Annotated in this window: 20 protein-coding genes; all 20 read left to right on the top strand. The window is 40.5% G+C overall.

What is annotated here, in order from left to right:
- Positions 1-4: 4 nt before the first annotated feature.
- The 20 genes from wecC (ACXAH1_RS00770) to ACXAH1_RS00675 all read left to right on the top strand — a co-directional run bounded on the left by wecC (ACXAH1_RS00770) (position 5) and on the right by ACXAH1_RS00675 (position 24,720).
- Positions 5-1,273 (top strand): UDP-N-acetyl-D-mannosamine dehydrogenase, encoded by a 1,269-nt coding sequence (wecC, locus tag ACXAH1_RS00770; protein ID WP_475193002.1) that lies wholly within the window; start codon positions 5-7, stop codon positions 1,271-1,273.
- Positions 1,270-2,334: a dTDP-glucose 4,6-dehydratase gene (gene rfbB, locus ACXAH1_RS00765; protein WP_475193000.1), complete on the top strand. Its 1,065-nt coding sequence runs from the start codon at positions 1,270-1,272 to the stop codon at positions 2,332-2,334. Before wecC (ACXAH1_RS00770) ends, rfbB begins: the two co-directional genes overlap by 4 nt.
- On the top strand, positions 2,331-3,206 hold the full coding sequence (gene rfbA / locus ACXAH1_RS00760; protein ID WP_475192998.1) for a glucose-1-phosphate thymidylyltransferase RfbA: 876 nt from the start codon (positions 2,331-2,333) through the stop codon (positions 3,204-3,206). The genes rfbB and rfbA overlap by 4 nt, the downstream gene beginning before the upstream one ends.
- Positions 3,203-4,243, top strand: coding sequence for a TDP-N-acetylfucosamine:lipid II N-acetylfucosaminyltransferase family protein (locus tag ACXAH1_RS00755; protein WP_475192995.1), 1,041 nt, complete (start codon positions 3,203-3,205; stop codon positions 4,241-4,243). The genes rfbA and ACXAH1_RS00755 overlap by 4 nt, the downstream gene beginning before the upstream one ends.
- Positions 4,236-5,423, top strand: a complete 1,188-nt coding sequence (locus ACXAH1_RS00750) for an ATP-grasp domain-containing protein (RefSeq protein WP_475192994.1) — start codon at positions 4,236-4,238, stop codon at positions 5,421-5,423. The genes ACXAH1_RS00755 and ACXAH1_RS00750 overlap by 8 nt, the downstream gene beginning before the upstream one ends.
- Positions 5,424-5,428: 5 nt before the next feature.
- On the top strand, positions 5,429-6,100 hold the full coding sequence (locus ACXAH1_RS00745; protein ID WP_475192993.1) for a formyltransferase family protein: 672 nt from the start codon (positions 5,429-5,431) through the stop codon (positions 6,098-6,100).
- Between the two features lie 35 nt (positions 6,101-6,135).
- Positions 6,136-7,284 (top strand): dTDP-4-amino-4,6-dideoxygalactose transaminase, encoded by a 1,149-nt coding sequence (gene rffA, locus ACXAH1_RS00740; protein ID WP_475192991.1) that lies wholly within the window; start codon positions 6,136-6,138, stop codon positions 7,282-7,284.
- A gap of 270 nt (positions 7,285-7,554) precedes the next feature.
- Complete coding sequence (locus tag ACXAH1_RS00735) at positions 7,555-8,958, top strand: lipopolysaccharide biosynthesis protein (RefSeq protein WP_475192988.1); 1,404 nt, start codon at positions 7,555-7,557, stop codon at positions 8,956-8,958.
- Positions 8,955-10,388 (top strand): hypothetical protein, encoded by a 1,434-nt coding sequence (locus ACXAH1_RS00730; RefSeq protein WP_475192987.1) that lies wholly within the window; start codon positions 8,955-8,957, stop codon positions 10,386-10,388. The genes ACXAH1_RS00735 and ACXAH1_RS00730 overlap by 4 nt, the downstream gene beginning before the upstream one ends.
- Positions 10,378-11,097, top strand: coding sequence for a WecB/TagA/CpsF family glycosyltransferase (locus ACXAH1_RS00725; RefSeq protein WP_475192985.1), 720 nt, complete (start codon positions 10,378-10,380; stop codon positions 11,095-11,097). Before ACXAH1_RS00730 ends, ACXAH1_RS00725 begins: the two co-directional genes overlap by 11 nt.
- 585 nt (positions 11,098-11,682) lie before the next feature.
- Complete coding sequence (locus ACXAH1_RS00720) at positions 11,683-12,849, top strand: nucleotide sugar dehydrogenase (protein WP_475192983.1); 1,167 nt, start codon at positions 11,683-11,685, stop codon at positions 12,847-12,849.
- A gap of 917 nt (positions 12,850-13,766) precedes the next feature.
- Positions 13,767-14,882 (top strand): polysaccharide export protein, encoded by a 1,116-nt coding sequence (locus ACXAH1_RS00715; protein WP_475192981.1) that lies wholly within the window; start codon positions 13,767-13,769, stop codon positions 14,880-14,882.
- Positions 14,883-14,896: 14 nt separating this feature from the next.
- Positions 14,897-15,331, top strand: a complete 435-nt coding sequence (locus ACXAH1_RS00710) for a low molecular weight protein-tyrosine-phosphatase (protein ID WP_475192980.1) — start codon at positions 14,897-14,899, stop codon at positions 15,329-15,331.
- 14 nt (positions 15,332-15,345) lie between these two features.
- Entirely contained in the window at positions 15,346-17,586 is a 2,241-nt protein-coding gene (locus ACXAH1_RS00705) for a polysaccharide biosynthesis tyrosine autokinase (protein WP_475192977.1), read from the top strand.
- A gap of 61 nt (positions 17,587-17,647) precedes the next feature.
- Positions 17,648-18,763 (top strand): non-hydrolyzing UDP-N-acetylglucosamine 2-epimerase, encoded by a 1,116-nt coding sequence (gene wecB, locus ACXAH1_RS00700; RefSeq protein WP_475192976.1) that lies wholly within the window; start codon positions 17,648-17,650, stop codon positions 18,761-18,763.
- A gap of 65 nt (positions 18,764-18,828) precedes the next feature.
- Entirely contained in the window at positions 18,829-20,103 is a 1,275-nt protein-coding gene (wecC, locus tag ACXAH1_RS00695; RefSeq protein WP_475192973.1) for a UDP-N-acetyl-D-mannosamine dehydrogenase, read from the top strand.
- Complete coding sequence (gene tviB, locus ACXAH1_RS00690; protein WP_475192972.1) at positions 20,100-21,374, top strand: Vi polysaccharide biosynthesis UDP-N-acetylglucosamine C-6 dehydrogenase TviB; 1,275 nt, start codon at positions 20,100-20,102, stop codon at positions 21,372-21,374. The genes wecC (ACXAH1_RS00695) and tviB overlap by 4 nt, the downstream gene beginning before the upstream one ends.
- Before the next feature lie 43 nt (positions 21,375-21,417).
- Positions 21,418-22,452, top strand: a complete 1,035-nt coding sequence (locus ACXAH1_RS00685) for an NAD-dependent epimerase/dehydratase family protein (protein WP_475192970.1) — start codon at positions 21,418-21,420, stop codon at positions 22,450-22,452.
- Positions 22,434-23,465, top strand: coding sequence for a hypothetical protein (locus tag ACXAH1_RS00680; protein WP_475192969.1), 1,032 nt, complete (start codon positions 22,434-22,436; stop codon positions 23,463-23,465). The genes ACXAH1_RS00685 and ACXAH1_RS00680 overlap by 19 nt, the downstream gene beginning before the upstream one ends.
- Positions 23,449-24,720 carry an oligosaccharide flippase family protein gene (locus ACXAH1_RS00675; protein WP_475192967.1) on the top strand — a complete coding sequence of 424 codons (1,272 nt, stop codon included), beginning with the start codon at positions 23,449-23,451 and terminating at the stop codon, positions 24,718-24,720. Before ACXAH1_RS00680 ends, ACXAH1_RS00675 begins: the two co-directional genes overlap by 17 nt.
- Positions 24,721-24,722: the final 2 nt, after the last annotated feature.

Here is a 24,722-nt window from a genome sequence, read left to right as displayed (position 1 = left end):
CAGTATGTCGTTTGAAACTGTTTCTGTCATCGGGTTGGGCTATATTGGGTTGCCCACAGCCGCAATGTTCGCATCAAAAAGAAAAAAAGTAATCGGTGTTGATGTCAATAAGAAGGCAGTAGATATTATTAATCGCGGTGAGATCCATATTGTTGAACCTGAGCTAGATATCTTGGTTCATGCATCGGTGACAGAAGGGTATTTCCGTGCATCAACCACTGCTGAACCTGCAGATGCTTTCTTGATAGCTGTGCCAACTCCTTTCAAAGCAGGTAGCTCAGTTATACCTGAACCTGAGCTTGGATATATTGAAGCGGCAGCCAAGTCTATCGCTCCGGTGCTTGAAAAAGGCAATCTTGTGGTTTTAGAGTCAACTTCTCCAGTTGGCGCAACAGAGCAATTGGCTGCTTGGTTAGCCCAGATGAGGCCTGAACTTACTTTCCCGCAGAGCGCGGGTAGTGAAGCAGATATTAAAATCGCATATTGCCCAGAGCGTGTTTTGCCGGGACATGTTGTCCGCGAACTCGTAGAAAACGACAGGGTAATTGGTGGTATGTCTCCAGAGTGTTCAGCTGCAGCCATCAAACTATACAAAACGTTTGTTGAGGGTGAATGCATCATCACTGATAGTCGTACTGCAGAGATGGCCAAATTGACAGAAAATAGTAGCCGGGATGTGCAAATTGCTTTTGCAAATGAACTGTCTTTAATTTGTGATGAGATAAATGTCGATGTTTGGGAGCTTATCAAGCTTGCCAATCGTCATCCACGCGTAAACATTTTACAGCCAGGTCCAGGTGTAGGTGGACATTGTATTGCTGTTGATCCCTGGTTCATTATTTCGAAATCACCGGACTCTGCGAAACTAATACACACGGCCAGGAAGGTGAATGATTCAAAGCCATTGTGGGTAGTCAACAAAGTAAACCAAGCTGTCGGTGAATTTCTACAATCGCATCCCGAACGCACGGCTAAATCAGTGACAATAGGATGTTACGGATTGGCATTCAAACCAGACATTGATGACTTGAGAGAAAGTCCGGCAATGCAGATTGTACAAGAGGTGAGAGAAGTCCACGCAGGAAGAATTCTTGTCGTTGAACCTAATATTGAGTCTGTGCCTACGCAGCTAGGAGAGGTAGAACTGGTCGATCTGGAGGATGCTTTATCTACATGCGACATTCACCTGTTGTTAGTTGATCACAAAGAGTTTAAGTCTACTGAAATAGACAAGAGTAAGGCTGTAATCGATACAAAAGGAATTTGGCTGTGAAGATTATTGTGACAGGCGGAGCCGGATTCATCGGTTCTGCGGTAATTAGACACATCATCGAAAATACAAATGACTCCGTTGTTAATGTTGATAAGTTAACCTACGCTGGGAACCTTGAGTCATTGAGCTCGGTCGATACAAATGAACGTTATCAGTTTGAGCGAGTTGATATTTGCGACAGGCAGGCTCTTACTCGCGTCTTTGAGACGACTAAGCCAGATGCCATCATGCACCTGGCTGCTGAGTCCCATGTAGACCGTTCAATCGATGACTCAGCTGAGTTTATACAGACCAATCTGGTTGGTACTTTTACTTTATTGGAAGTTGCCAGGCAATACTGGAACAAGCTACCAGCAGAAGAGAAATCAAGGTTTAAATTTCATCATGTTTCTACCGATGAGGTTTACGGTGATTTAGAAGGCACAGAAGACTTGTTTACCGAGTCGACTCCTTATGCACCTAGTAGCCCATATTCTGCGAGCAAAGCTGGCTCAGACCACTTAGTCAGGGCTTGGGGAAGGACTTATGGTTTACCTATTCTACTGACTAATTGTAGTAACAATTATGGACCATATCACTTCCCGGAAAAATTGATCCCACATGTTATTTTAAATGCGCTGCATGGCAAGGCGTTACCTGTCTATGGAGATGGTACTCAGGTGCGTGATTGGCTCTATGTTGAAGATCATGCAAGAGCACTGTATACGGTTCTGCTCAATGGCGTAGACGGTGAAACATACAATATTGGTGGCCACAACGAAAGACAAAACATAGATGTTGTTAAAGTTATCTGTCAGCTGCTCGAGGAGTTAGCCCCTGAAAAGCCGGAAAATGTGGCAAGGTACGAAGATCTTATCACGTTTGTAAAGGATCGCCCTGGTCACGATGTTCGCTATGCAATAGATGCGAGTAAGATCGAGAAAGAACTGGGATGGACCCCCAGGGAGACATTCGAATCTGGCATTCGTAAAACAGTAGAGTGGTATCTAAACAACACACCTTGGTGGCAGCATGTGCTTGATGGCAGTTATCAACAAAGTAAAGGTGTTGAAGATAAATGATTAAGCGTAAAGGTATAATATTGGCTGGCGGAACGGGTTCTCGTCTTTTTCCGATTACTCATGGTATATCAAAGCAGTTGTTGCCTGTGTATGACAAGCCAATGATCTATTATCCACTGTCTGTACTAATGCTTGCAGGGATCAAAGAAGTATTGATCATTACAACACCAGAAGATCTGGATAGCTTTAAGCGCCTTTTAGGTGACGGCAGTTGTTTCGGTATCGCGCTGAGTTATGCAGTTCAACCTGAGCCTGAAGGACTTGCACAGGCTTTTATCATCGGAGAAGAGTTTATTGGGGATGACCCAGTATGTCTGGTGCTTGGTGACAATATTTTTTATGGTCAGGGCTTTACACCAAAGTTGAGTGCCGCGATGTCGCAGAAGACTGGCGCTACAGTATTTGGATATCAAGTGAAGGATCCAAACCGTTTTGGGGTTGTTGAGTTTGATAAAGATCGAAATGTGATTTCAATCGAAGAGAAACCAAGTGTAGCGAAGTCAAACTTTGCGGTCACTGGATTGTATTTCTATGACTCAAATGTTGTAGAAATGGCTAAAAAAGTTAAGCCTTCTGCCCGAGGTGAGCTGGAGATTACGACGCTCAACCAAATGTATCTGGAGAAAGGTGAACTTAATGTTGAGCTGTTAGGGCGAGGGTTTGCTTGGCTTGATACCGGTACGCATGACAGCCTGCTAGAGGCGGCTCAGTTTGTTGAAACAATCGAAAAGCGCCAGGGGTTTAAGATTGCCTGTCTCGAAGAGATTGCGTTTTACAACAAGTGGCTGAGTAAGGAACAGATACAAAGCATCGCAGAAAAGTACGGTAAGAACTCTTATGGAGATTATTTGAAGGAAATATCAAATAAATGAAACACCTTCATCTAATGAAGTGCGAAAAGTTTGTACCAGCAGTGATTGAAACGATTAATGATGCTTTTCCGGAAGGAGAGCATCATTTCTTGGTTTTTGAGGGGGGGGCGGATAAAACCTACCCAGAAAATGTGACTCAACTCAGCTCAAAAAACCTAAAACAACTCATTGCAACAGTAAAACATGCGCAGAAGGCCGACAGGGTTTATTTTCATGGTTTATTTGTCCATATTCTGGTTGTACTGTTTTCACTCATGACAGGCGTGCTTAGTAAGTCTGTCTGGATACTTTGGGGAAACGACCTTTATGCTTATAACGAGAGAAAGCGCTCCATTGCAAAAAGGTGTTATGAGTATTTTCGCAGAAGGCTAATTAAAAACATTTCAACCATAGCCACTTCTATGGACGGGGAGTTTGCGCTAGCAAGACAGTGGTACCAAACTCAAGCCAGGCATTATAAAGGGTTTACCTATCCAAGTGTTACCATTAAGCCTGATTCAATTGCTGTGACAACAAATCCTTCGCCAAATAATGCGAGAGTTAGGATTTTAGTTGGAAACTCGGCTACTGCCGTGAATAACCATGCTGAGGTGTTGCTGCGCATCAAAGAACAAGTGCAGTTTGACTTTGAAGTTGTCTGCCCTCTCAATTACGGAGATTCCGCGTATGGAGATGAGGTGGAATCTTTGGGCTTGACGTTATTTGGTGACAGGTTTACCGCATTAAGAAAAATGCTGCCTCTGGACGAATACAATCGACTGCTGGCTTCGATAGATGTAGCCGTATTTGATATGAACAGACAGCAAGCTATGGGCAATATCATACAGTTACTTGCCATGGGTAAGGTCGTATGTATGCGCGAAGGCACTTCAAGCTACAATCACTTAACTCAGCTTGGTATTAAACTATATTCTAAAGAGCAAATTTTTAGCAGTCCATTACTGCCTGATGTTGAAGATAATATCGCTATTGTTAGAACTGAATATAGTCAAGCACAGCTACTTAAAAATTTGAACGGTTTATTTTCTGATGAGTGAAAAAATAATGATCTTAGGAGCTGGTGTTTATCAAGTTCCTCTTATCAAAAAGGCTAAAGAGTTAAACTTTACTACCATCGTTGTGTCCCCTAATGGTAATTATCCAGGGTTGCTGATCGCAGACGAGTGTGTTTTTTGTGATATTAAGGATGAAGTAGAGGTATTAAAACACGCAAAGAAACATGATATATCCGGTATCGTTACGACGGGTAGCGATGTGGGCGTGCCTACAATTGGCTACGTAACCGAACACTTGGGCCTGAGTGGTATAGGCTATGAAAATGCCAAAGCGTGTACGAACAAAGTAAGTATGAAACGAAAGCTACTGGAATCTAACGTCAACACTGCCAAGTTTGCTGTCATACAATCAAAAGCCGAGATGCAACAAGCCTTAGAGTCCTTTACATACCCTGTTATGGTCAAAGCGCCGAATCTGTCTGGCAGTCGCGGTATTACCAAAATATACAACCTTGATGAGGCGTTGAATGCCTTTGAACTGGCCACAGAGATCAGCAAGAGCAATGAAATTATTGTTGAAGAGTTCCTCGAAGGCGAAGAGTTGGGGGCAGAAGTCATCATCGACCGCAATGGCAATGCGAAAGTCATCATTCACGATAGAATAAATTTTAGTGGGAAAACCGACGTGCCAATCGGTCATGCCATTCCATCACAATGCAGTGACATTGTGAAAAAGAACATCGAAACTGAGCTCTTGAAGGCCGTTAAAGCTTTGAATATCACATGTACGGTTTCTAACTCTGATATTATGGTCGTTGGTGAGCAGGCTTTTATCATTGAAATTGGTGGAAGAATGGGAGCGACGTGTATACCAGAGAATATAGCCTCCTTTTACAATGTGGATATGTACGAGCTGATCATTGACTTATGCTTAGGTAGAAATATAGACATGAGCTTTTCAGGTTCGGGAAAAGCCAATGTATCTAGACTATTAATTAGTGATAAGGCCGGCGTTATTGAAAGTATAGAGGTGCCTGATGTTAGCTCAATGGAAAGCGTGGAAGCATTTCAACTGGACTATGATATTTCTGAAAATGTACGTAAGTTCGCAGTCGGTCCCGATCGAATAGGTCATATCGTTGTAAGTGGTTCTTCTGTTGCGGAAGCTAGATCAGAACTCGATCGCTTACTTTCTGATATTAATATCGTCATTCGGGACTAATGTGTATGAACAAGGTTATATTTGTCGGTGAAGGTAACTCCCTCAAAGCACAGTATATTATGGAGCTAGCCCATCAAAGCTTGAAAAATCATTACCAACTGATGTTCTTCTCTTCGTGTTCTGAGGGCTGCGCCGTCACCACTGCAAAGAACCTGGATATCGAGCACCATGTTACTGGAAAAGCAATTTGCTCAACGGAAGTTAAATCTTTCATTGCTGACTGTGATGACTATATCCTAGTACTGCTAGGGTGGCCCTACATAATAAAAGCAAGAGAAATAAATGCACTAGATGGAAAGTTAATCAATTGTCATGGTTCGTACTTGCCAGATTACAAGGGGTCAAGGGCTTATATGCATTACTGGGCGAATATTGAAGAGTATTATGGTATTACGATTCATTATGTCAGTGAAAAAGTGGATGCCGGCAATATCTTGGCACAAAGTAAACTCAAGCTTTTCCCTGAAGAAACGCCAAAGATCTTGCACTACAGAATGTGTGAGCTAATAGCACATGAGCTACCGAAATCGCTGAAAATGGTATTTCTCGGAGATAAGGGCAAACCACAAACTGGCTCCGGGCGATATTTCTTAAAACAAGATCGAGAGTTTTTTCATAGTATACGCGAGCACAACGAAAAGAACCCTTCTGATAAAGTTCTTACACCATATAAATAGATTTCAATATCGCCTCAATAAGTAAAGGTCTAATCATGAATAATATTCCATTTAATAAACCGCCTGTTGTTGGCAATGAAATTGACTATATAAAACAAGCTTTAAAAAATAATAAGTTATGCGGTGATGGCCCATACACGAAAAAGTGTCAACAATGGTTTGAAAATGAATTTTCTGTAAAGAAAACACTGCTTACACCTTCCTGCACACATGCATTGGAGCTGAGTGCAATACTGCTTGATGTAAAAGAGGGCGATGAAGTTATCATGCCCAGCTACACTTTTGTGTCAACAGCAAATGCGTTTGTACTACGAGGAGCCAAAATAGTGTTTGTTGATGTTCGAAAGGACACAATGAACATTGATGAAACTAAGATTGAAGCTGCAATTACAGAAAAGACCAAAGTAATAGTTCCTGTTCACTATGCTGGCGTTGCTTGTGAAATGGATACGATTATGAGTATCGCACAAAAGTATAAGCTATTTGTGGTTGAAGATGCCGCACAAGGGGTGATGAGTACTTATAAAGGGAAGCCACTAGGAACCATTGGTCATTTAGGTGCATTCTCGTTTCATGAAACGAAGAATTATACGAGTGCAGGAGAAGGTGGTTTATTATTGATCAACGATGAAACTTTGATTGAGCGAGCAGAAATCATTCGTGAAAAAGGGACAGATCGAAGCCAATTTTTAAGAGGCCAGGTCGATAAGTACTCTTGGGTTGACATAGGCAGCAGTTTACTGATGAATGACATTAGTGCTGCTTACCTTTTGGCGCAAATGGAAGGCGGCAATGCTCAGTTAATCAACCGGGATCGTTTGAACAGTTGGAAACAGTATTATGACGGTCTGGTCGAGATTGCAAGTCAAGGCCATGTGGAGCTGCCATCAATCCCTGAAGGATGTGAGCATAATGCTCATATGTTTTACGTAAAGCTGGATTCCCTTGAAACGCGGACGCAGCTAATTCAGTTTTTACGCCAGTCTAATATCCAAACTGCTTTTCACTATGTACCACTTCACTCTTCCGCTGCAGGTAAAGTGTTTTCAAGACTCAGTGGACAGGACGAATTTACAACTTCAGAGAGCAACAGGCTGCTTAGATTACCTCTGTGGTACGGTTTGAACGAGCAAGACATCGAGCAAGTATGTAATGAAATAAAGCGATTTTTTCAGGGCTCTTAATAGAAAGTCTTTTTGCTTAAAACCGTTCGACAAGCTTCATGCTGGTTTATTTGTTCTATGAAGCTTATTAATGGAAGTATATTTTCTTTGGCGTAGAGTATCGCAGAAATTTGTAGGAGCATCCAAGCTTATAAGTGTGCACAGCAGATGTTCATGTTCAATAAGCCTTTTTGCAAGTAGCCCCACAGGAAAGACTTATAGATAGTTAAAAGCACCCATAACAGCTTTTATTTACTGGGCCTTAATATTGATATGTTAACTTGAGTTATAATGAGTTTTAAGAAAATATTACATTTCTCACTTGGGCCAGTCTTCACTGCTTTAGTGGGGTTAATTACCTTACCTGTTATGTCTTGGCTGTTCTCTAGTGAAGATATCGGTAGATACGCACTTATACAAGTGTTAGTTTCTTTTACTCTGCTGTTTTTTACACTTGGCCTGGATCAGGCCTATGTTCGTGAATACCATGATGCTAAAGATAGGTCTGCATTTTTAGTGTCATTTGCTCTCCCAGGACTTATTCTACTGCTGATTGCGAGTGCATTCTTTGGGTTTTATTCCAGCGAATTTATTGAGTTGTGGTTTAACTTCGAGTGGAGTTTGGCTTATACGCTTGTTTTTATTGTATTAGTCACTAATTACCTAATACGATTTTTGCAAATTGAATCCAGAATGAGTGAGCGTGCACTGTTATATTCTGTTGTTCAGGTCCTACCGAGGTTTTTGTTTTTAGTAAGTATTGTAGCTGCTAGTTTATACGGTTTTAGTAATTTTAAGTATATCTTAGTTGGTTTTACAGTATCATATGTTATTACGTTTTTCTTTGTCGCATGGAAAGTCATCCCTTCAATCTCTTCTGTCTATTTAAGCAATTTTGATAAGGCACTTGTTGGAAAAGTACTGCCTTATGCATCACCACTTGTGATTTCTAGCCTGGCGTACTGGGGGGTAGTCTCGATTGACAGGTTATTACTCAAAGAGTACGCGGGGTTAGGGGAGCTAGCAAACTACGCTTTGGCGGTAAATCTTGCTGGTGTTGCAGTGATATTTCAACAAATATTTTCCACTATTTGGACACCATATGTATATAAAGTAAAATCACATGGAGGAGATACAAGCGTATTCAATACGTTTGTAAAATTGGTAAGAGATTCAGTGGTTGTTATTTTTGCTTTGGTATTGTTATTCAAACCTCTAGTTAGTTACTTTTTGCCAGATTCGTATATCAGTGTTCAATATTTACTTGCCAGCTGTATCATAGCTCCACTGATGTACATGCTTTCAGAATGTACAAAGGTTGGAATAGGAATAACAAAGAAGACAAAGTATTCAGTCGCATCAGCGATTTTAAGCCTGATTGTTGCACTTGGTTTGAATATGCTCTTAATACCTCACTTGGGTGCCCCAGGCGCAGCAATTGCCACTATGGGCGCCTTTATGGTGTTTTATGTGCTTAGGAGTGAGTTTTCAAGAAAAGTCTGGAAGCCGGTTTACCAAAGAAGAGACTACCTTGTGGTCAGCTCTTTGCTGATATGCGCTTCAATTGACGCGTTATTGCAAGAAAGAGCCAAATTGTGGGTCGGCTTATATGCTATCTGCTTACTATTCTTTGCTCTGTCTCGTGTTCGAGTGAGAGCCAATCAATATCTCATTGTTTTGAGAAAACCAAAATGAATCAGGATAATTATGTAATGCACCTATTGCGGATACCTTGTCAATACAGCTCTGTTTTACGTGCTTCTTTGATGCTACTCATTGCGTGTATTTCGGTACTTCTTATTGCAAGTGAGCCACTGGCACTGTTGGCGTTTGCGATCTTTATGTCAGGCATTTCTTTTTACTCTAGAGCAGCTGCTATTCTCACTTTGACAGTTACTAGCCTATTGTCGGTTTTCTACTGGTTGTATTTAAGCTATGTTTTGAATTTGGACTTTTACATGTCAAGCAGCTATTGGGCAATAATCAAAGCTGCTTTGGTGTTTCCAATTATTATCTCTATTTTGGCTTGTTCTAATTTTAAACTGTTGAGCACAGATGCAAGTTATAAGTATTTTTTCTTTTTCGTTTTAATTCTTCTTGCTTCCTTAATAAAAGGGCTGAAGACGGATGCATTTGTTTCAGTTGCTTACTTTGTTAATGTCTATTTTCCTTTGTTGCTACAGTTTTTACTGATTTCATGGTGTTGTAGCTATTTGATCAAAGCAAAGCACCAGCCTCAAGTTAGGTATCAAGGAAGCCCACTTTTTAAGCTGATAATTACTGTCGTTTTATTTATCTCGTTGTTCTTTATGTCGCTTCAAATTGTATTTGATTTTAGTTTGAATGAGGTCTTTCTGGACATTGGAAAAACGTTGGGACGAGGAGGGGCTGAAGGGAACAACAGAACGATTCTTTTTGGCATGTTTTTTATGCGCTTTCCTGGTGTGTTTGCTGATCCTATATTAGCAGCTTACTCGTTTTTCTTGTTCTTTTCGTATATTTACTACTTTGTTTCAAATCCAGCTCTGAAGCTTTCTGGGTTGGTTATATGTATCTTGCTTGCCGCAGCAACATTAAGTAAGGCATTTTTCTTTCTGTTAGCATGCTTTCTGGCAATCAACGTCTGTTTAAGACTAAAAGTTTCAGCTACCACAAAATATAGGTTGTCTTTGTTCGCCGTAGGGTGTGCTGTTATAATTATCTCTATTCGAGCATTACAAAGTGGCGTGACAGATAGCTCCGCAATTCATGTACAAGGGTTGGTTCTTCCGTTTATATCCTTTGACTCTTGGTTAAACTTTTTTATTGGTCATGACCTTGGTACGGGTGGCAATATGGGTGGCTGGGTCACTCAGGGGGCTGAAAGCTTCGTTGGGCTCGTAATGTATAATACCGGGATCCTTGGCCTGTTTTTTCTTGTCATGTTTTGCCTCACTATCTTAAAGAGAGCAGTGTTAAGTAGAACTAGAATTGGTTACTTTTTGTTTGCGACCAGTTTGTCAATTTTGTCCGCTTCTTTTCTACAAGAGAACTCGTTTAATTTGAGTTTCTCTGTTCTCAGAATATGTTGCTATGCTCTCGTGCTGTACTTTTTAATTGGGGTTTCTAAATCAAATGAACATTAAGTTGCTGGAAGTTTTTGGCCTGCAAGTCCACTGCTTTCAAGATATTAAGAAAGCTGTTAGTCATATCATGGATATGGATATAAGAGACAAAGGCGTTATACTGACAGCTCTGAACCCTGAAAAGGTGTTAAAAGGCCAAGAGTCAAAAGAGATAGGCAGTATTTTAAAGAAGAGTGATGTCCTTTACGCTGACGGAATGGGCATTGTAAAAGCCGTTAAGTTAAAACACGGTGAATCGATCAAGCGTGTGCCAGGGTGTGAACTTTGGGAAGCATTGGTTGCGGAAGCTGGTAAAACTGGCATGCCCGTTTTTTTTGTAGGCGCCTCCAAAGAAGTCAATCAGGCTACTGCTGAGAAAGCAGCTCGGCTTTATGGAGTGAACATCGTAGGACACGAGGATGGTTTTTTCGAGCACGAAGATGCGCTTATTGAGCAAATAAAAGCCTCCAAAGCTGAGTTCGTATCTGTGGCCTTAGGATCGCCGAGGCAAGAGCAGTTTATGTTCAAATGCAAGGACAACGGGGTTAAGGCTGTTATGATGGGAGTGGGCGGAACCTACGATGTTTTTACAGGGCATGTCAAAAGAGCCCCACGCATTTTTTGTAATCTCGGTTTAGAGTGGTTGTACCGTTTACTTGCGCAGCCAAGCAGAATTGGAAGACAAATTAAATTGTTTAGGTTTGTCGCTATGCTGTTTAGACAGAAATAAAACAATTTCTCTTTATCCCCGCGGTACATTATATGTGGGTTTGAATAATTTATAACTCACTGACAAAAAGCTTTTTCGAAATGATGTCTTCATTCATGCCTGGTTTTTGCTTTGCAGGAATGCTGACATCCAATCCACATCACAAGCTGTTTTTATTTTATCAGTATTGAAATACGGTATTTGCTGGTTGTTGAAACTCATGGATTCAGCTAAGTACCAAAGTGAAGAAGCCTACCTGAAGACCGGTTAGCGTATGTTTGATAAACTAAAGTCGGTTTATTCTGAATTGCTCTCGTCGTTTTAATATCAATAAAATATGCTTCAAGATCGTATCAGCTCCCTAGCCGGACCTCACTATCTCCCTTCAAATTTCTTCGCAGTATCAGTGTCATTCTTTGGTATTGAAATAGTCATAAAATAGTCTTCTAAGCGACTTATCCTGTGAGCAGCTCACTGTTACAACATGAGTCGTGACCAAAAAACAATGCAGTGGTAGCCGGAAGCGACATTATTGCGATCACGCAACTCGATAGGGCTATTACACACAATTGATGTGTCGGTTTATCTTGGGAGACAGAGTTATAGATGAATATTACGATAGTCGGAACTGGTTACGTTGGTTTATCAATCGCCATGCTGCTCGCACAACACCATGCCGTTATTGCTCTTGATATATCACAAGAGCGGGTAGAGTTGCTGAATCAACAGCGCTCTCCAATAGTAGACTCTGAAATTTCAGACTTTCTAAGAAATAAGGCGCTAAATTTTAAAGCAACGTTGGACAAAAATCTGGCGTATAGAGATGCTGACTATGTCGTCATTGCAACACCTACCGATTACGATCCTGAAACAAACTACTTTAATACAAAGTCCGTTGAGTTGGTGGTCAGTGATATTTTAGCCTTTAATGACAGTGCGACAATCGTTATCAAATCTACGGTGCCTGTTGGTTACACTGAGCGGATAAAGGAACAGTTTGGTACTGAAAACATAATATTTTCCCCTGAATTTTTGCGTGAAGGGAGGGCATTGCAAGATAATTTACACCCTTCCCGTATCATAGTGGGGGAGCACTCTGAACGTGCCCGTACATTTGCAGAATTGTTATCAGAGGGAGCATATAAAGCTCAAATTGATGTTCTGTTCACTAACTCAACCGAGGCAGAAGCCATTAAGCTTTTTTCAAATACCTACCTGGCGATGCGGGTCGCGTATTTCAATGAACTTGACACTTATGCAGAAAAGCACCGATTAGATACAAAGCAAATCATTGAAGGTGTGGGGTTAGACCCCAGGATCGGATTGCATTATAACAACCCGTCGTTCGGTTACGGCGGTTACTGTTTACCAAAAGACACTAAGCAGTTGTTAGCCAATTATCAAGACGTACCGAATAACCTCATCCGCGCTATTGTTGACGCAAATGACACACGTAAGGACTATGTTGCAGAGTCTATTTTGAATCGCAAGCCAGAGGTTGTGGGGATTTATCGTCTGATAATGAAAAGTGGCTCTGATAACTTCAGAGCTTCTGCGATTCAAGGGGTTATGAAGCGCATTAAGGCGAAAGGAATCGAAGTTGTTATCTATGAGCCGGTTTTAAATGAAAACGAGTTCTTTCACTCCCGTGTAGTTAACGAGTTGGATGAATTTAAGAAAGTGTCCGATGTTATCGTAGCCAACCGTATGGTGGATGACATTCGTGACGTGGCAGATAAAGTATATACTAGAGACCTATTCGGAAATGATTAAGCTTTTGATTTTGTTTTCTTAATTTTGTGGTTGATGCTCTTGAAGTTTTTCTGATATTGAGAGCTAAGTTACTTCAGGCGCTAGACTCACGTAACAAAAGTAGTATAATGAACCTCAATGGAATATTCGATTGAGAAGTCGGTGCACGGAGCGCAGATTTTTGCCAAAAGAAAACTTCGTGAAGCCGAAGTTTACTCATTAGTTTCTGCTTTTTCTTCCACCTTAATCAAAATGATGTTTCATGCAAAGAGCCTCATGTAATTGCTGGAGTTTATTTTTTATTAGAACTAACTTAACAGTACTTACAGAGCCTGAGACGCCGTTTAGATAAACGCCAATGTTTACACTAAGTTGGTCTCCCGCTCCATTTAGGCTCGAATATGGTCTGCCAGGGCATCAAGGCTGAAATGGACTTGTTTTACATTACTCAGTGAGTGTGGATTCTGTATTGTTGCTATTTTCTCATTGTTCTTTTTTTTTGGGGTTATTCACTTCAAATTCTTAGTAGCAGTATGGTAAATGAAAGCGGAGGCGTAACGAGATTGTGAATAATGAAGCAACTGGGCATCTTGAAACAACTTTGAAAAAAACGGACTCTATGTGGTTAGAGTTAGGGAAGATTAGTTTCAGCTTAAAGGCTCTCTTTTCCAGCTGAATTTGGCTTAAAAATCTCTGTAACTTTGGTAAGTCACAATGTCTGAAGTTTAAAGAGGCTTTTGGCGGAGAAAGTTCTAAGCTTCTCACAGGGGAAGCTGAGCTGGGTGGGAGTAAGTGCCCACAAAGAAGGGCATTATTGATGATTTGAGTATGGAAAGAATTGTCACTTGCGATTAACAACAGTGCATGCTTTAATTGGCTGCTCGTAATATCAAACTATCAAAGAACTGAAAAAAAATTACATATTTTGGGAAAAAATAATGGCGCTTAGCTGTAAAACTATCATTGCTTCTACCGTCCTTCTCGCAATGACTGGCTGTTCGATTATCCCCGGCGGCCATTTTGAAGGGATAAACTCAAGTGAGCAAGCTGCGAGCTTGGAGAAAGATCTAGAAAAAATAAACATTCATTTGATCGATGCTCAGTTGATTCAAGATTATAAAGCGCGAAAGCCTCAGCCACTCGTACATGCAAATTCAAAAGGTATAGCCACTTCGGATTACCAGTATCGCTTGGGAGTTGGTGATGTTGTTACAATCGGTGTTTGGGATCATCCTGAGTTAACCATTCCTGCTGCGGTTCAACGCTCCGCAGAGTTTGATGGATTCAAAGTCCAGCCGGACGGCACAATCACATTCGCGTATGCACCAAAAGTGCCTGCTGCTGGTAAAACCATTGCTGAAATACGTGAAGAATTAGCTAGCAGACTAAGCCGTGTTATTGAAGATCCACAGATAGATGTAAAAGTTGTTGCTTTTAAAAGCCAAAAAGCATACGTAACCGGCGAAGTTAAAGTGCCTGGTGTCTATCAGATTACCGATATACCTTTGACTCTAATTGATGCGTTAAACCAAGCCGGGGGTCTAAATGACCGTGCTGATTGGAATTCAGTGAGCTTCACTAGAGGTGATCGGACGGAGTCGATTAAGCTAGACGACTTTTATCTAAAAGGAGATATCTCTCAAAATCGCTTGCTTAAAAATGGCGATATTGTTCATGTACATCGCAATGACAAACGAAATGTTTATGTGATGGGCGACGTGATGAGAGCTGGCACTGTAGAACTTAACCGCTACGGTCTAAACCTAGCAGAGGCACTTAGTGAAGCCGGCGGGATCGATGAGCGAAGTGCGAATGCCAACGGGATTTTTGTACTTCGTAAAAGAAATTTAGCAAAAGACGGTGTCCTTGCCGATGTCTATCAACTACATGCCCAAAATGTCGCGTCACTTGTGCTTGCAGAGCAGTTTGAATTGGCCCCACAGGACATTGTGTATGTAACAAGTGCACCTCTTGCGCGTTGGAATAAAGTAATTAGCTTACTTTTACCAGCACTGACTACAGTCGACAGATTACAAGATATAGACAATCAGTAATAGGTAATTTCGTAATGTTTGACAGCGTTTTAATGGTGTGTGCTGGCAATATTTGCCGTAGCCCAACTGCCGAGTATGTACTAAAAAGTAAGCTGGCTGGAAAAGCTGTTACAGTTAGCTCAGCGGGTCTAACGGCTCTTGAGGGGAAACCTGCTGATAGCTTTGCTCAAGAGCTTGCTTTACTACACGGTATTGACATGTCTGCGCACAAGGGACAGCAAGTTAGTTCCAATTTGATCATGCACAATAGCGTGATTTTAGTCATGGAAAAACGTCACTTAGAAGATTTATGTATGCGTTACCCACAAGCACGCGGAAAAACTTTCTTACTAGGTAAGTGGTTGGGCGAAAAAGAGATTCCTGATCCCTACCGCCAAAGTCGTGAAGCCTTTGAGCATGTATATGAGTTAATCGATAGCGCGTGCAGCGCTTGGCAGAAGTATTTATAAGGATGAAAGAGTCAATGAATGCTCAATCAAACCTACTAACGGGTGCTCAAAAAAGGCAACCAGAGCAACAAGCGCGAGAAATCGATTTAATGGCATTGCTCGGCGAGCTACTAGACCGAAAGTTGTTCATAGCAGTTGTCATCACACTTTTTATGATTGCCGGACTATTAATAGCAACCTTTAGCACTCCCATTTACCAAGCAACAGCAATGATACAGGTTGAGGAAAAAGGGGGCTCGGTTCCTGGGTTTGATGAACTGGGTGGCATGTTTGAAAGTACATCCGCAGCAGTAACAGAAATTGAGTTGTTGAAATCACGTAGCATTATCGGCGAAACGGTGGACAGTCTAAAGTTAGATGTTGTGGCTGTACCTAACCTGTTTCCAATCATTGGGGGAAGAGCATTTCGTAATTTCACCCCGACATTTGAAGGTGATACTGCTGAGCCTCGATTTGGAACTGAAAGCTATGCATGGGGAGGGGAACAAATTGATGTTTTTGAATTCAATGTTCCGAAAAGCGCAATTCAAGTTCCGTTCACGCTTGTGGCGTTGGCAGACGATCAATTTGAACTAATTAGTCAGAGTGGAGAAAGCATTCTTAAAGGTAAGGTGGGAGAAGAAGTTACAAATGGCAGGCTATCTTTGACACTTAGAACTTTGACTGCACGTCCCGGTACTGAATTCTTAATAATTAAGAAAGATCGTTTGAACACCATTTTGGACTTACAAGCCGCGATAGAAGCGAAAGAGAAAGGGAAAGACTCTGGAATTATAAATCTGAGCTTACAGCATGCAAGTCCTGATTATGCAGAGAAAGTGCTTGATAAAGTTGCTGATATCTATGTCCGTCGTAATGTAGAGCGCAATAGTGCTGAGGCACAAAAGTCACTTGAATTTCTGGAATACCAGTTACCGATAGTTAAGAAACAACTTGAAGCCGCAGAGCAACGTTTTAACAACTATCAAGTTAAACACCAGTCAGTTGATATTACGTTAGAAACAGAAGGTGTGCTTAAACAGCTAGTTAAGCTTGAAACGCAACTTCAAGAACTAGAGCTTAAGAAGCTGGAAATTTCTCGAAAGTTTAAAGACAGTCACCCGAGTTACGTTGCAGCGATAGAGCAAATTGAAGCTGTAGAAAACCAAAAGCGTCGTTTGTCAGCGCAGGTGCAGGTGTTACCTGAAACGCAGCAGGAGCTTTTACGCTTAACCCGTGATGTAGAGGTTAATAATGAAATTTATACACTTCTTCTTGCAAAGACCCAAGAGCTTGACATTGTTCGGGCTGGAACAGTTGGAAATGTTAGAGTCATAGATAGAGCTGAAGTTAATACTTCTAAACCAGTAAAGCCGCAAAAAGCGTTGATTGTGGTAATGGCAACTATGCTCGGTGGCTTACTTGCGGTCGCAATTGTCCTGATCCAAAAAGCTATTCATAAAGGGATCGAAGACCCCAGTGAAATTGAGGCAATTGGTTTACCTGTTTATGCGAGTGTTCCCTATTCTGAATATCAATTAAAACTTACTGGTTTTGCAAAGGCTCGTAAGGGTAAAGCTGCAGCAAAGGCTAAGTCAATATTGGCATTAGACAACCCGGCTGACCTGTCAATTGAAGCATTACGTAGCCTACGAACCAGCCTGCATTTTGCAATGATGGATGCTAAAAACAATGTGATTGCAATTTCAGGACCTAGTCCTGGTGTAGGTAAATCTTTCATTTCAGTAAACTTGGCAACGGTATTGGCGCAAAGTGACAAGAAGGTATTGATCATCGACGCGGATATGCGCAAAGGTTACCTGCAAACTCAATTCGGTATGAATTGGGCTGATGGTCTAAGTGATTATCTTTCCGGTCGTATAAATTTGGAACAAGCAACAAAGTCTAGCCAGGTAGAAGGTTTGGATGTGATCACTAGGGGTCATATTCCTCCAAATCCATCAGAGCTATTGATGCATGAAAATTTCTCCAGACTTATTGAACAGACCAGTAGCAAGTATGACCTCGTAATCATCGATACGCCGCCGATTCTTGCTGTAACGGATCCGGCAATCGTTAGTGCTCATGCAGGCTCAACTTTGTTAGTTACACGATTTGGACAAAATCATGTCAAAGAGTTGGAGTTGACTCGTAATAGGTTCGAGCAGAACGGAATTGATGTAAAGGGAGTTGTATTTAATGGGGTCATGAAGAAAGCTAGTAATACTTACGGTTATTATGGATATTACAGCTATGAGTATAAGTCAGATAAATAACTTTTCACAGTTTATAAGCTAGTCTACTTGGTTTTAATTACAATTTATTCGGGAAGCTTAAATGAAAGTTCTAACGGTGTTTGGCACCCGCCCTGAGGCAATAAAAATGGCTCCACTAGTGCGAGCTTTGGAATGTGACGAGCGCTTTGAAGAAAAAGTATGTGTAACTGCACAACATAGAGAAATGCTTGATCAGGTGCTAGAGCTATTCCAAATTGTGCCTGATTATGACTTGGATTTGATGAGAGTTGGGCAGACACTTCCTGAGTTGACAAGTCGCATTTTACTGGAGTTAACACCAGTATTGAAGGAGTTTAAACCGGACATTGTATTAGTTCATGGTGATACTGCGACAACATTTGCGGCCAGCTTAGCTGCTTATTATGAACAAATACCAGTCGGGCATGTTGAGGCTGGATTACGTACCGGAAATATATATTCTCCTTGGCCTGAAGAGGCTAATAGAAAGCTCACTGGTGCTCTAGCTAAATTACACTTTACGCCTACAGAAACATCAAAAAGAAACTTGTTAAATGAGAATTTTACTCCTGAACAAGTATTTGTAACGGGTAATACGGTTATTGATGCCCTGTTAATGGTTAAAGAGCAGATCGAACAGGATAAGGATTTGTCAGCGAGTTTGCAGGCGCAATTTCCTTTTCTAGACGAGTCCAAAAAACTGATTCTTGTGACAGGGCACCGGCGAGAAAGTTTTGGTGGTGGGTTCGAGAGAATCTGTGAAGCGTTAGCCAAAACTGCTGAATCAAATCCGGATGTGCAGATATTATATCCAGTTCACCTTAATCCAAATGTTCAAGAACCAGTCAATCGTATATTGAAAAATATCGACAATATATATCTGATTGAACCGCAGAAATATTTGCCTTTTGTTTACTTAATGAATCGCTCTGACATTATTTTAACTGATTCGGGAGGTATACAAGAGGAAGCACCAAGCTTAGGTAAGCCTGTACTTGTTATGCGAGATACAACTGAACGCCCTGAAGCTGTTGAGGCTGGAACTGTTAAGTTGGTGGGGACAGATGTTGAACTAATCTCCTCATCATTAACTGAGTTGTTGACTAATGAGCAAAGTTACACAGAAATGAGCAGAGCCCACAATCCCTACGGAGACGGTAAAGCTTGTCAAAGAATTTGCAATATTTTAGTTAGTTAGTGGTTATATTATTGTTGCAAGTCAGCGTTGTGGCTTGCAATGCTTTCTTTTGAAAAAGGGATTCTATGTCTTTCAATACAGTATCTGTTATCGGCCTTGGTTATATCGGCCTGCCTACAGCAGCAATGTTTGCATCTCGAAAGAAGATGGTTATCGGTGTCGACGTAAATCAACAGGTAGTTGATACGATTAACCGTGGAGCAATTCATATAGTAGAACCTGAACTAGACATGATTGTTCACGCTGCCGTAACTGAAGGATATTTAAAAGCTACTACAATACCAGAGCCAGCTGATGCATTTTTAATTGCTGTTCCAACGCCATTTAGAAACTCAGCTGATCAAGCCTATGTGGAAGCACCAGAGCCTGACCTCACTTATATTGAGGCTGCTTGTACGGCAATTGCACCTGTTCTCAAAAAAGGTGACTTGGTCATTCTTGAATCAACCTCTCCTGTAGGAGCTACTGAGCAGGTATCGAAGTGGCTTGCTGCTGCAAGGGAAGATCTAACGTTCCCGCAGCAATGTGGTGAAAATTCTGACATCCGCGTAGCTCATTGCCCTGAACGCGTATTACCTGGTCATGTAGTTCGAGAGCTCGTTGAAAATGATCGAGTAATAGGTGGGATGACTGACAAATGTTCAAACGCTGCGATTGAACTGTACAAAACGTTTGTTACAGGTGATTGTGTAACGACTAATGCGCGTACTGCTGAGATGGCAAAGCTCACTGAAAACTCTTGTCGGGATGTTCAAATTGCCTTTGCTAACGAACTATCGGTTATTTGCGATAAACTAGACATCAATGTTTGGGAGCTAATTGCTTTAGCAAATCGCCATCCTCGTATAAACATATTACAACCTGGCCCGGGTGTTGGTGGACACTGCATTGCTGTAGATCCTTGGTTTATAGTGAATAGCTGTCCGGATGAAGCTAAGCTTATCAAGCAAGCCCGTCTGATTAATGATGCAAAGCCGTTTTTTGTCATTGAACAAATCACCAAATCAGCTGATGAGTTTAAGGAACCTGTTATTGCTTGCCTGGGCTTAACATTTAAGGCTGATATTGACGATTTGAGAGAAAGTCCAGCTTTGCAAATCGTCGATGAAATTGCATCTCGAAAAGTTGGGCGTGTGATTGCTGTAGAGCCAAACATTAGCAATTTACCAAGTGGTTTGGAAAAGAAGAATGTTGAGTTACTCGATCTAGAGGATGCACTTAACGTTGCGAATATTGTCGTAGTCTTAGTTGACCACAAAGAGTTTAAAGTTATGGATAAAAGTGAGCTATTAAAGAAAGTTGTAGTTGATAGCCGCGGAATTATTAAGGGGGTAGTGTGAATATTGCCAAAAATAAAATTGCCGTGATAGGCCTTGGCTATGTCGGTCTACCTCTAGCAGTAGAGTTCGGTAAGAAGTACTCCACAATAGGTTTCGATATTAACCAAAGTCGAGTATCAGAGTTAATTGAAGGCTATGACTCGACGCTAGAAGTTAATAAAGAAGATTTAAGAAGCGCGAACCTACTTAGTTACTCATACAATGTTGACGATCTCAAAAGCTGTAATATTTATATAGTTACAGTTCCAACTCCTATCGATCAACATAAAAGGCCAGACTTAACCCCCTTGATCAAGGCCAGTGAATTATTAGGCCAAGTTGTGAATGCTGGCGACATAATTATTTATGAGTCGACAGTATACCCAGGAGCGACAGAAGAAGACTGTATCCCCGTCGTGGAAAGAGTCTCTGGTCTTAAATTTAACAAAGACTTTTTTGCTGGATATTCTCCCGAACGCATAAATCCAGGCGACAAAGAGCATCGCGTGACTAATATTTTGAAAGTAACTTCTGGGTCTACGCCCGAAGTTGCAGATATCATTGATGAGTTATATAAATCGATCATAACCGCCGGCACTCATAAAGCGTCAAGTATAAAAGTTGCTGAAGCAGCGAAGGTTATTGAAAATACACAGCGAGATGTAAATATAGCCTTGATAAATGAGCTTTCAATTATTTTTAATAAATTAGGAATAGATACGCTTGAAGTTCTCGAAGCAGCGGGGACCAAATGGAATTTTCTACCATTTAGACCTGGGTTGGTTGGAGGGCATTGTATTGGTGTTGATCCTTACTACCTCACATACAAGGCTCAAAGTGTAGGTTACCATCCAGAAATGATATTGGCGGGAAGACGCTTAAACGATGGTATGGGTAACTATGTTGTCTCCCAACTAGTCAAAAAGATGCTGAAGCAAAGAATTCACGTTGAAGGTGCTAATGTATTAGTAATGGGGTTAACGTTTAAAGAAAACTGCCCTGATCTGCGCAACACACGAGTAATTGATATTGTAGAAGAGTTGCGAGAGTACAATATCAATGTGGATGTTTTAGACCCTTGGTGTTCAGATAAAGAAGCTGAGCAAGCATATGACATAAAGCTAATATCCGAACCAAAGCATAATTTTTATGACGCGATAGTACTAGCTGTAGGTCATAACGAATTTAGGGAGCTGGGAAGCCAGGAAATTCGCAGTTTTGGTAGGGAAGGGCATGTTCTATACGATCTAAAATATGTGTTGGATAAATCAACTGTTGATATGAGACTTTAGTTATCAGGTTATTTAGAACAGCAAGTTTATAATAGGGTTACAAATGAATAGCTTTGATAGCATAAAAGCAAAATTAATTAGTGCACCAAAAACATGGATGATTACTGGTGTGGCCGGTTTCATCGGGTCTAACTTATTGGAAACGTTGTTAAAACTTAATCAGAAAGTAGTGGGTCTTGACAACTTTGCCACCGGACACCAGCAAAATCTGGATGAAGTTGAACGCTCGGTAACTGCTGAGCAATGGCATAATTTTCGTTTTATCGAAGGCGATATTAGAGAGATAGACACGTGTACCAAAGCTGTTGAGGGAGTCGACTTTGTTTTACATCAGGCTGCGTTAGGTTCTGTACCCCGCTCTATTGCGGACCCGATAACGACAAATGCAACTAATATTACTGGTTTTCTAAATATGTTGAATGCGGCCAAGGAAGCTGATGTTAAGAGCTTTACTTATGCAGCAAGTAGTTCAACCTATGGTGACCATCCTGCGCTCCCTAAAGTAGAGGAGAATATTGGTAATCCTTTGTCGCCATATGCCGTTACAAAGTACGTAAACGAATTGTATGCGAGTGTATTTGCTCGTACATATGGTTTTAACTCTATCGGGCTTCGTTATTTTAATGTGTTTGGAAGGCGCCAGGATCCCAACGGAGCTTATGCTGCTGTTATTCCCAAATGGACTGCAGCAATGATAAAAGGAGAAGAGGTATTCATTAATGGTGATGGTGAGACTAGCCGTGACTTTTGCTACATTGAAAACGTTGTACAAATGAATATTCTTGCTGCGACTTCAGAAGAAAGTGCACAGAACGAAGTTTATAATGTTGCTGTAGGCGACAGGACGACATTAAACCAACTTTTCAGCAGCATTAAGAAAGCCTTGATTGATAGTTCGATTGACGTTTCTATTGAACCGATTTATAAAGACTTTCGAAAGGGGGATGTAAGACATTCTCAGGCAGATATCGGGAAAGCTATAGAAAAATTAGGTTATTGTCCGCAATTTAGAGTGGGTGAAGGCCTATCGCAAAGTATTCAGTGGTATGTGAGTAGTTTGTGCAAAAAAAGCTCTTAAATATATTTTCATTTCATCACCCTCTTTGCGAGCAGTTAAATAGTGCGCTGGCTAAGAGGGGGGTTCAAGTTGAAAGTATTTCATTATTAGATAAGTTTAAAATACAGTTTTGGCGAGCTGTTTTAGGGACGCTATTTTCTTTTAATAAGAAAATTATCTTTTTTCATGCAATGGGATTGTTTAATGTAATCTTGCTTCTTATTTTTTCGGTTTTTTCTGTCAACAAGAAAAGAGTTTCTGTTTTTTGGGGATCAGATTTTAATCTTTCAAACGACAGAATTAAGCTGCGCTTCCGTTTGGTTTCTATGCTTAGTAATAGAATCTTATTCGCAAATGAAGATATGGCTGCTAGGTTTGTTAGCAGTTACGGAGGCTCAGAAAAAGTAAGAATTATTAGATTTGGATTAAAAACGCTAGAAGATATTGATCAGGCTCGCGGTAAGCTCAATCACAGACGTGAAAAAAAAATATCTGTTCATGTGTGCAGCAACTCCTCACCAAATCAACAAACTCTGGAGGTAATTAAAAGCCTCGAAGCTGCTCAGGAACATTTTAGCCCTGCTATGGAGATAGTCTTTAACCTGGCTTATGGTAACCAAGAGTACAAGACTAAAGTTCTAGAAGCTCTACAACATTCCAACCTCCAGAATGTCAGCATTGATACTGAATTTAGGGGGGGCTCTGAATTAGCAATGCACAGGATCGACTCTGATATTTTAATCAATGTACAAAAGGCTGATATGCTATCCGGCGCAATGCAGGAAGTTTTGTATAGTGGGAACAAGGTTATTGTCGGAAGTTGGTTAAATTACGACTGCTTAACTGAAAAAGGTTGTCATCTATATAAAGTTGATCAGGTGAAAAATGTAGGGCTTAAAGTTGCTGAAGTGTTTAAGTCGCTTCCGGAAGAAGCTGAAAAAGTTAGTAGTAACCGAGCCGTGATAGGCTCAATGAGCTTGTGGGACAATGCAAGCGGTACTTGGCTTGGAGTAATTGATGAGCTTTATTCGTAGATTTGTACATTCTCCAATGGCAGTGACTGCGTCTGCTGCTGTTGGGAAAGTACTTATTTTCTTTTCTATCTCAACTTTGTCTCATGCTCTAGACAAATCCGAATACGGTACTTTCAGTTTGATTTTTATGCTTGTAAGTATTGGACAGTTTTTCTCCGGAGTTTCTTTACATGAGGCTTCTCTGCGATTTTCTTTAATGCACGAAAGTTATAAAGATAGGTTGGAAATATATAACAATAGCTTCTCTACTAGTATAGCTATATCAGTGCTTTTTTTCGTCGTTGCATTTATAATTTCTATTTTAATTATCGGTTATAGCAATGTTTTTTTAATATTGCTTTTTATGTTGGTTTTTAATCAAGTTTACTTATATTGCATTAGTTATGTTCGCCTTGTTGAAAATAATGTTGATTATCAGTTTTTGTTATTTACTCCAAGTTTTCTGGCTTTGATTTTTTCATGTATGCTAATGTTTGACTTGATAAATGTAACCGCATTTATTCTAATGTATACATTGGTTTATTTTTTGCCTGCTGTTTTGTATTTAAATAAGAAAGATGCTCATTCATTGAAGTTGAGTTTCGGTAAGTTTTATTTTGACAAGGAAAAGCTGAAATTTGGAGCTACTGTATCATTTACAAATTTAGTTTCTCAACTGACATTGGTCTCTGACTCCTTTATAGTTAGTTCATTTAGAAGTATCGAGAGCTTTTCGGATTATAGGAATGCCACATTAATTGCAATTAGCGTTCTATTTATTCCGTCTGTTTTTTGTAGTGCATATTACGCAAAAATTGCAAGGGCTACATCCAAGAAAGATATTTTTCATATTTATTTAGGGATTGTTAAGTTTACTTTTCCGATTGCTATATTAATTTCCCTTCCTATTATTTTCTATTCTGAATTTATAGTTGGTTTTGTGTTTGGTGATAAATATGTAAAATCAGTGTCTCCAATTATGGAAGTGACTTCATATATAATTTTGATCTCATTTTTAATCAGGACTCCTGTTGGTAATATTTTACAGGCGAGAGGGTTGGTCTCTTTTAATTTTAAACTGAGTGTGTTTGGTTTGGCTTTCAACTTTGTTTTTAGTGTTTTGGCGCTGATTTATTTTAGTATGGTATATGTAGTTTGGGTTTCATTCTTTACAAGCCTTTTTATTAGTGTCGTTGCCGTGCTGTATCTATTTATGGGCAAAGGTGTAGTTGAACAGTCACAGTTGTCGACTATGAGTGAAAGAGGAAGTGCTTGATT

The organism is Pseudoalteromonas sp. AWH4_217 (assembly GCF_056161105.1).
The sequence above is the reverse complement of the archived record's forward strand: the minus strand, read 5'-3'. Positions and strand labels throughout refer to the sequence as shown.

Bases quoted from the DNA above. Each gene is read 5' to 3' on its own strand.
- ACXAH1_RS00720 (WP_475192983.1), top strand. From the start codon at position 11,683: ATGAATATTACGATAGTCGGAACTGGTTACGTTGGTTTATCAATCGCC.
- wecC (WP_475193002.1), top strand. From the start codon at position 5: ATGTCGTTTGAAACTGTTTCTGTCATCGGGTTGGGCTATATTGGGTTG.
- rffA (WP_475192991.1), top strand. From the start codon at position 6,136: ATGAATAATATTCCATTTAATAAACCGCCTGTTGTTGGCAATGAAATT.
- wecC (WP_475192973.1), top strand. From the start codon at position 18,829: ATGTCTTTCAATACAGTATCTGTTATCGGCCTTGGTTATATCGGCCTG.
- ACXAH1_RS00710 (WP_475192980.1), top strand. From the start codon at position 14,897: ATGTTTGACAGCGTTTTAATGGTGTGTGCTGGCAATATTTGCCGTAGC.
- ACXAH1_RS00675 (WP_475192967.1), top strand. From the start codon at position 23,449: ATGAGCTTTATTCGTAGATTTGTACATTCTCCAATGGCAGTGACTGCG.
- ACXAH1_RS00685 (WP_475192970.1), top strand. From the start codon at position 21,418: ATGAATAGCTTTGATAGCATAAAAGCAAAATTAATTAGTGCACCAAAA.
- ACXAH1_RS00715 (WP_475192981.1), top strand. From the start codon at position 13,767: ATGGCGCTTAGCTGTAAAACTATCATTGCTTCTACCGTCCTTCTCGCA.
- ACXAH1_RS00735 (WP_475192988.1), top strand. From the start codon at position 7,555: ATGAGTTTTAAGAAAATATTACATTTCTCACTTGGGCCAGTCTTCACT.
- ACXAH1_RS00705 (WP_475192977.1), top strand. From the start codon at position 15,346: ATGAATGCTCAATCAAACCTACTAACGGGTGCTCAAAAAAGGCAACCA.
- ACXAH1_RS00755 (WP_475192995.1), top strand. From the start codon at position 3,203: ATGAAACACCTTCATCTAATGAAGTGCGAAAAGTTTGTACCAGCAGTG.
- ACXAH1_RS00745 (WP_475192993.1), top strand. From the start codon at position 5,429: ATGAACAAGGTTATATTTGTCGGTGAAGGTAACTCCCTCAAAGCACAG.
- rfbA (WP_475192998.1), top strand. From the start codon at position 2,331: ATGATTAAGCGTAAAGGTATAATATTGGCTGGCGGAACGGGTTCTCGT.
- ACXAH1_RS00730 (WP_475192987.1), top strand. From the start codon at position 8,955: ATGAATCAGGATAATTATGTAATGCACCTATTGCGGATACCTTGTCAA.
- wecB (WP_475192976.1), top strand. From the start codon at position 17,648: ATGAAAGTTCTAACGGTGTTTGGCACCCGCCCTGAGGCAATAAAAATG.
- ACXAH1_RS00750 (WP_475192994.1), top strand. From the start codon at position 4,236: ATGAGTGAAAAAATAATGATCTTAGGAGCTGGTGTTTATCAAGTTCCT.
- ACXAH1_RS00725 (WP_475192985.1), top strand. From the start codon at position 10,378: ATGAACATTAAGTTGCTGGAAGTTTTTGGCCTGCAAGTCCACTGCTTT.